General features: G+C 60.2%; 6 protein-coding genes. 3 read left to right on the forward strand and 3 right to left on the reverse strand.

All coding sequences use genetic code 11. The annotated features are described in order from the left end of the window. The first annotated feature begins 159 nt into the window (after positions 1 to 159). Positions 160 to 1,236, forward strand: coding sequence for an aminotransferase class I/II-fold pyridoxal phosphate-dependent enzyme (locus BVER_RS26535; RefSeq protein ID WP_050455805.1), 1,077 nt, complete (start codon positions 160 to 162; stop codon positions 1,234 to 1,236). A gap of 7 nt (positions 1,237 to 1,243) precedes the next feature. Here BVER_RS26535 and msrA read toward each other — a convergent pair whose 3' ends face one another. The 3 genes from msrA to msrB are packed head-to-tail and all read right to left on the reverse strand — an operon-like array spanning position 1,244 to position 4,303. Further along, on the reverse strand, positions 1,244 to 1,957 hold the full coding sequence (gene msrA, locus BVER_RS26540; RefSeq protein ID WP_050455806.1) for a peptide-methionine (S)-S-oxide reductase MsrA: 714 nt from the start codon (positions 1,955 to 1,957) through the stop codon (positions 1,244 to 1,246). 26 nt (positions 1,958 to 1,983) lie between these two features. Continuing rightward, positions 1,984 to 3,801, reverse strand: coding sequence for a cytochrome c biogenesis protein DipZ (locus BVER_RS26545; protein ID WP_050455807.1), 1,818 nt, complete (start codon positions 3,799 to 3,801; stop codon positions 1,984 to 1,986). A 34-nt stretch (positions 3,802 to 3,835) separates the two neighbouring features. Then, positions 3,836 to 4,303, reverse strand: coding sequence for a peptide-methionine (R)-S-oxide reductase MsrB (gene msrB, locus BVER_RS26550; RefSeq protein ID WP_050455808.1), 468 nt, complete (start codon positions 4,301 to 4,303; stop codon positions 3,836 to 3,838). A 230-nt stretch (positions 4,304 to 4,533) separates the two neighbouring features. On the opposite strand from msrB, the gene BVER_RS26555 reads away from it, so the two are divergent. Together BVER_RS26555 and BVER_RS26560 are read left to right on the forward strand one after the other, a co-directional pair. Then, positions 4,534 to 5,253, forward strand: coding sequence for a response regulator transcription factor (locus tag BVER_RS26555; RefSeq protein ID WP_050455809.1), 720 nt, complete (start codon positions 4,534 to 4,536; stop codon positions 5,251 to 5,253). Then, a complete protein-coding gene (locus BVER_RS26560) occupies positions 5,250 to 6,758 on the forward strand; it encodes a sensor histidine kinase (RefSeq protein ID WP_050455810.1) in 1,509 nt (502 codons plus the stop codon). Before BVER_RS26555 ends, BVER_RS26560 begins: the two co-directional genes overlap by 4 nt. Positions 6,759 to 6,890 lie beyond the last annotated feature (132 nt).

The following is a 6,890-nucleotide window of genomic DNA, read 5'->3' on the forward strand; positions in this document are numbered from 1 at the left end:
GGCTTACCCGGAACAATGGACTCCAGTCGTCCCCATATCTCATCGGTCAGCAACATTCGACTCATCTTGATCGCTTACGCAAAAGATGAGATGTAAACACATTTCTTCAAATGTGAACAGAGCCTAGAAGGCGAAAGCGGTTTTGCGGAAGAACGCGCGGTGCTCGAACGCATCGCGCGCCATCTGCTATGCAGTTCCGATCCGGAGTCGATGTCGGTGGGTGAATTGCTCGCCCTCGAGCCCCAATCGATTCAAGGGTTGAACGACGTGTGGCTGGGCTATACGGAATATCCCGGCGATCCGGCGCTGCGTCGAGAGCTTGCCACGCTGTATCGAAACATCGATGCGGACGGATTTATCGTGCATACCGGCGCGCAGGAAGCGATCTTCTCGTTCATGCATTCGATGCTCGCGTCGGGCGATCATCTGATTGTTCACATGCCCGGTTATCAGTCGCACTATGCAGTGGCGCAAGCGATGGGCGTCGATGTGACGCCGTGGCTTGCGCGCGAAGAATCGGGCTGGTCGCTCGATCCCGATGAGCTCGACGCGATGCTCACACCGCACGCACGCGCCATCGTCCTGTGCTCGCCGCACAATCCGACCGGCTATGTGCCGACGCGCGACGTGTTCGATGCCATCGTCGAATTCGCTCGCCGGAACGGACTTTGGCTCTTTAGCGACGAGGTGTATCGCGGCCTCGAACATGATCCGGCGACGCGTCTACCTGCGGTGTGCGATGTCTACGAGCGCGGTGTATCGCTGGGCGCGTTATCGAAAACGCATGGACTGGCGGGTTTGCGTCTTGGTTGGATCGCGACACAAAGCAAGAACGTGCTGGCGCGCATGAGCGCGTTCAAGGATTATTTGACCATCAGTAACAGCGCGCCTAGCGAATATCTGTCGAAGATCGCCGTGCGCCATACCGACGCGCTGCTCGATCGCAATACGGCGATCGTGCGCGCCAACCTAGATGTGCTCGACGCGTTCCTCGCGCGCCGCGCCGATCGCTTCGAATGGCATCGGCCGCGCGCGGGCACGATCGGCTTCGTGCGCCTCAAACTCGGCAACGCAGAGCGCTTTTGCGCGGATCTGCTGGAACGCACCGGCGTGTTGCTGTTGCCGTCGACGTTGATCGATCATGGCGACGCACATGTCCGCATCGGCTTCGGCAAGCGCAATATGCCTGACGTGCTCGGCAGGCTCGATGCCTATCTGGACGAATGCGCCGCCTGATCGACGCTTACTTCGATGCGACCGTCACGAGTACCGCATCGTTGCGATACACAGCGGGGAACATCTGCTTGAGATCGCCGATCTTGGGCAGATCGTTGATGGCGATATAAGGGCTTTCCGGATGCTCGGTCAAATAATTCTGGTGATAGCCTTCCGCCGGATAAAAGCCCTTATAGTTTTCCACCTTGGTCACGATCTTCTGCTTGAAGACATGCGCGGCATCGAGTTGCCCGATATAGGCGTTGACCACATCGCGTTGCGATGCGTTAGTCGGAAACACGGCCGAGCGATATTGCGTGCCGTGGTCCGGGCCTTGATAGTTCAATTCGGTCGGATTATGCGCGACCGAAAAGAATATTTGCAGCAAGCGTCCGTATGAGACCTGCGTCGGATCGAAGGTCACGCGCACGGATTCCGCGTGTCCCGTGTCTCCTTCGCTGACGCGATCATATTGCGCGGTATCGGCTGCGCCGCCCGCGTAGCCCGACATCACTTCCTTCACGCCGCGCACATGCTGAAAGACGCCTTGCACGCCCCAGAAACATCCGCCTGCGAAGACGGCGGTTTCGGTATGCGTCGTGCCAGCGGCTTCATCGCGCACGGGTGCGGGAATCGCGGTTGCGCTTTCGGTCGAATGAGCGGTACGCACCAGCACCAGCGCGCCTGCGGAGAGCGCGGCAACGCTTGCGATCCGAGCGATCCTGCTGAAATACTTTGCCATGATGGTTCCTTTAAATAACTTAGCGATCAGCCGAAGGTAAATGCATAAGCTTCGACGCCGGGATCGAGAAACTCGATGCTGAACGTGCGATCCTTGACCGGTCCTGCCTGACGCACGAGTTGATAGAGACGTTGTTCGGTCACGGTGCCGCTGCCGTCGGCTTGTACATCCGTGCCGTGCGATGTTCCGGGTGCCGCGCCATCGATGCTCACGCGAAAACGCACGGGCTTGCCGTCCTTCGACGGACCGAGCACGAAATGCAGATCGCGCGCATGAAAGCGATAAACGATGCGTCCCGACTTGCCCGCAAGCGTCGCGTGTTCCGCGCCGACGTTCCACGGTCCGCTCAAACCCCAGTCGTTCACATCGAGCGCTTTAGGCACGGCATAGTCATGCACGCGATTCTGCGTTTCGCCGCCGGGCGACATGAACTGTTCCGCGCGTTCGTAGCCGATATAGGTTTCGGGCGAACGCACGTCGGCGTTGTCGGCTTGCATCATCGCGCCTTGTTGTATGGCTTCGCTTGCGGAAGGCATGTGCCTGGCGACAGAAGGCGCTTCGCCGTGACCGGCTTCGGCAAGCAATTGTTGAATCACATGCTCCGAGTGATCGGAGTCGCCTTCGCCAAAATGGTGATAGCGGATCTTGACTTGCGCATCGACGAAATAATGCGCGGGCCAGTATTGATTATTCAAGGCGCGCCAGATCGCATAGTCGTTATCGATCGCGACGGGATAATCGATGCCGAGATCGTGAATCGCTTTCTTGACGTTATCGACATTGCGCTCAAAGGCGAACTCGGGCGCGTGCACGCCGATCACGACGAGTCCCTGGTCGCGATACTTTTGCGCCCAGACCTTGACATACGGCAGCGTCCTCAAGCAATTGATGCATGAATAGGTCCATACATCGACGAGCACAACTTTGCCGCGCAAAGCTTCGCGCGTCAGAGGCGGCGAATTGAGCCATTGCACTGCACCGTCGAGCGGCGGCAAGGTGCCTTCGACCGGCAAGGGCGCGGCATTGACCGGGCCCGACGGTTTCGTGCTTGCGCGCATCATAGCGGGGCCGTTTGTATCGGCAGGCTTCATCGTATTTTGCGCCGACATCATAGCGTCTTTGCGATAATCGAGCTTGTCGACGAAGTGCTGTTCAAGACCCGCCGTCGCCACGGTCGAGACGCGTGCCAGCACGCCGGTATCGAGGCCGAGCGCGATGGCGACAACGCCGCCCAGCATCGCCACGCCGATGCCGCGCCGTATCCATTCGCCCGCGCCCAACGAGCGCTTCATGGCCGCGAACACGCGTCCGCCGATCAATACCGCGATGGCAAGCGATGTCGCCGCGCCGGCCGCGTAAGCGAGCAACAGAAACGTGGTACTGGCGCTTGCGCCGTTGAGTGCAGCGCCTGTGAGCACGAGTCCGAGAATCGGACCGGCGCATGGCGCCCACAACAATCCCGTCGCGATCCCGAGTACGAACGAACCACCGACGCTCGGTTTGCCGTCGCGCTGCGCGAAAGCGGTCAGGCGATTTCCCGCGCTCACGAGCGGATGCATGATGCGGTCCGCAAGACGCGGTAACAGCAGCGTGAGACCGAATACGGCGAGCAAGGCGATAGCGGCCCAACGTCCGTATTGATTCGCTTGCGTGGCCCAGCCGCCACCGACAGCGGCAAGCGTCGCCACGGCGGCGAAAGTGATGCCCATGCCTGCAAGCAAGGGCAGGCCGCTCTTGACGAAAGGTTGGTCGGCGCGTGAAAACACGAACGGAAGCACGGGCAGAATGCACGGACTTAGAATCGTCAGCGCACCGCCGAGATAAGCAAGGATGATGAGTAACATGGTGTCGTCATTAGCAAATGGGATCGGGCGCGCATCAGGATGCGGACGGAGCAAAGTTCATCGCCGCGCCATTCATGCAATAGCGCATGCCGGTAGGCTGCGGACCGTCGTCGAAAACATGGCCGAGATGTCCGCCGCAACGGCGACAATGCACTTCGGTGCGTACCACGCCGAACGATCCGTCAATGCGCGTAGCAATTGCGTGTTCCATCGGCGCGTAAAAGCTCGGCCAGCCGGTGTGGCTATCGAATTTCGTGCGCGACGAAAACACCGCAAGGCGACACCCCGCGCAAGAGAACGTGCCCACGCGATGCTCGTCGTTGAGCGGGCTGGTGTAAGGACGCTCCGTGCCTTCTCGACGCAGCACGTCGAATTGCATCGGGCTTAGCAGCTTGCGCCATTCATCCTCGCTGTGCACGATTTCGAAGGTTTCGGGTGGCGCATTATCTTTAGCGGCGGCGGCAGCGGTTCCTGTCAGTAGAAAGCGGCGTCGGGTTTGCATGGCGGGTCCTCGTCAGCGAGTGGATTGACCGCATCCTAAGTGCGCGCGGATCGCCAAGTCCTCACCAAAAGTTAAATTAAATGTGATACTTGGCCGCGCGCTTTTCTGCACAATACGAGGGTAATGGACAGAATGTCTCGCGCATTGGCTTTCGATTCTTCTATAGTGCGCGTTTTTTGCCTTTGGGGTTTATTTTTGCGGCCACGCCTGACGATGTTCACCTTTCGACAATGGATCAACCCAAACGCATACTGATCGTCGAAGACGACATGCATATCGCCGACGTGCTGAGTCTGCATTTGCGCGACGAGCGCTATCAGGTCGTGCATAGCGCCGACGGCGCGGAAGGCCTGTGGCTGCTCGAGCGGGGCGGCTGGGACGCGCTCATCCTCGACTTGATGCTGCCCGGCGTGGATGGCCTCGAAATCTGTCGCCGCGCCCGTGCAATGACGCGCTATACGCCGATCATCATCATGAGTGCGCGCTCAAGCGAAGTGCATCGCATACTCGGCCTCGAACTCGGCGCGGACGATTATCTCGCCAAGCCTTTTTCCGTACTGGAACTGGTGGCGCGCGTAAAGGCACTGCTGCGTCGCGTCAATGCCGTGGCGAAAAATTCACGTATCGAAAGCGGGCGCGTGGAAGTCGCGGGTATTTCCATCGATCCGCTTTCTCGCGAAGCGTGGGTCGATGGCGCGGCTATCGAATTGACACCGCGCGAATTCGATTTGCTTTATTTCTTTGCGCAGCATCCAGACAAGGTATTTTCGCGTATGGATTTGCTTAATTCGGTGTGGGGTTATCGGCATAAAGGATATGAGCATACGGTGAATACGCATATCAACCGCTTGCGCGCAAAAGTGGAAAAAGACGCGGCCGAGCCAAGGCGTATTCTGACCGTTTGGGGACACGGCTATAAACTCGCCGCGCCCGAGAGCGACGCATCGTGAAATTGACGCTTTCGCAACGGCTCTTCGCCGTATTCTGCGTGTTGCTGCTTGCTTGTTGCGGCGCGTCCGCGTGGCTGCAGATTCGGGCCAACGACTTGCGCGAAAAGGAAGTGATTCAAAGCCTGTCGCGCGGCCTCGCAGGCCATATCGCTCGCGATGGTGCGCTGGCCGACGCCAACGATATCCACGCGCCCGCCGTACGCCGTCTCTTTAGCCAGTTGATGGTGGTCAATCCGAGCGTGGAGGTATATCTGCTCGACAACGCAGGGCGTATTCGCGCAGACGATGCGCCACCTGGCCACCTGATGCGCGCGCGCGTCGATCTCGCGCCGGTGCAGCAATTTTTAAGCGGCGCGGCTTTGCCGATACTCGGCGACGATCCGCGCAGCATCGACAAGCGCAAGGTGTTCAGTGCCGCGCGACTGGCCGCGCCCGGCAAGCCGCCATTCAGTTACGTGTATGTGGTGCTTCTCGGCGAGGAGCACGATCAGCTCGCGGCGCAGGCATCGGCGAGCGCCGTGTTGCACACGACGCTCGCTTTGATCGGGCTCGTCACGCTGTTGGGACTCGTTGCCGGTGTGGTGGCGTTCGGCCTCGTCACGCGACCGCTCAAGCGCTTGACCGATGCCATGCGACGCTTCGACGCCAGTGGCGCACCCGCTGCACCGCTGCCGGACGTGCGCGCGTCAAGCGAAAACGAGCGCGATGAAATCGTCGTGCTGGAAAACGCCTTTGCGCAGATGGCCGCGCGCATCGGCAAGCAATGGCGCGAGTTGGGACGGCAAGACCGCGAGCGGCGTGAGCTCGTCGCCAATATCTCGCACGATCTGCGCACGCCACTTTCGTCGCTGCACGGATATCTGGAAACGCTGTCGCTCAAGGCCGATTCGCTTCCCGATGCTGACCGCCGTCGTTATCTGTCGATCGCGCTGGCGCAAAGCGCGAAGGTCGGCCATCTCGCTCAATCGCTTTTCGAACTGGCGCGGCTGGAACACGGCATGGTTCAACCCGAAGCGGAGCCGTTCTCGCTGACCGATCTCGTACAGGACGTGTTCGAAAAATTCGGGCTTGCGGCGCAGTCTCGCGGCGTGCACCTGACGGCGGAAATCGCGCCGCGTTTGCCCAGCGTCCGCGCGGATCTCGGCATGATCGAACGGGTGCTGACCAATCTGCTCGACAACGCGATTCGTCACACGCCTGCGGGCGGCACCGTGCAAGTATCGCTCGTCAACGCGACGGACAAGATCGAGATCACCGTAAGCGATAGCGGGTCGGGCATTGCACCAGAGTTGCGCGATGCACTCTTTCAGCGGCCCTTCATATCCGGCGATACGCATCGCGGAGCGAGCCGTGGCGGGCTCGGCTTGCTGATCGTGCAACGCATGCTGCAATTGCATGGCAGCCAGATTCGCCTGATCGACGATGGGCGCGCGGGCGCTGCGTTCCGCTTCGAACTACCCGTCACCGTCTCACCCGCAAGCGATACGCAAAGCCGTTTGGCGTGACGCATCAATCGGCATAGGGGCGGCCAGCAAGCTGGCCGGTCCCCTGCCACACCACCCTGCCACACCACCCGGCGTGCGGGTCCGCACCGGGCGGTTCGGGAAGTTGAGGTTATGTGAGGCGAGGCATGCCAA

It is taken from the genome of Candidatus Burkholderia verschuerenii (assembly GCF_001189365.1).
GTDB lineage: Bacteria > Pseudomonadota > Gammaproteobacteria > Burkholderiales > Burkholderiaceae > Caballeronia > Caballeronia verschuerenii.

What these genes read in the sequence shown, in the direction of transcription:
- msrA (WP_050455806.1), bottom strand. Translation starts at nt 1,957, where the DNA reads ATGGCAAAGTATTTCAGCAGGATCGCTCGGATCGCAAGCGTTGCCGCG.
- BVER_RS26545 (WP_050455807.1), bottom strand. Translation starts at nt 3,801, where the DNA reads ATGTTACTCATCATCCTTGCTTATCTCGGCGGTGCGCTGACGATTCTA.
- msrB (WP_050455808.1), bottom strand. Translation starts at nt 4,303, where the DNA reads ATGCAAACCCGACGCCGCTTTCTACTGACAGGAACCGCTGCCGCCGCC.
- BVER_RS26555 (WP_050455809.1), top strand. Translation starts at nt 4,534, where the DNA reads ATGGATCAACCCAAACGCATACTGATCGTCGAAGACGACATGCATATC.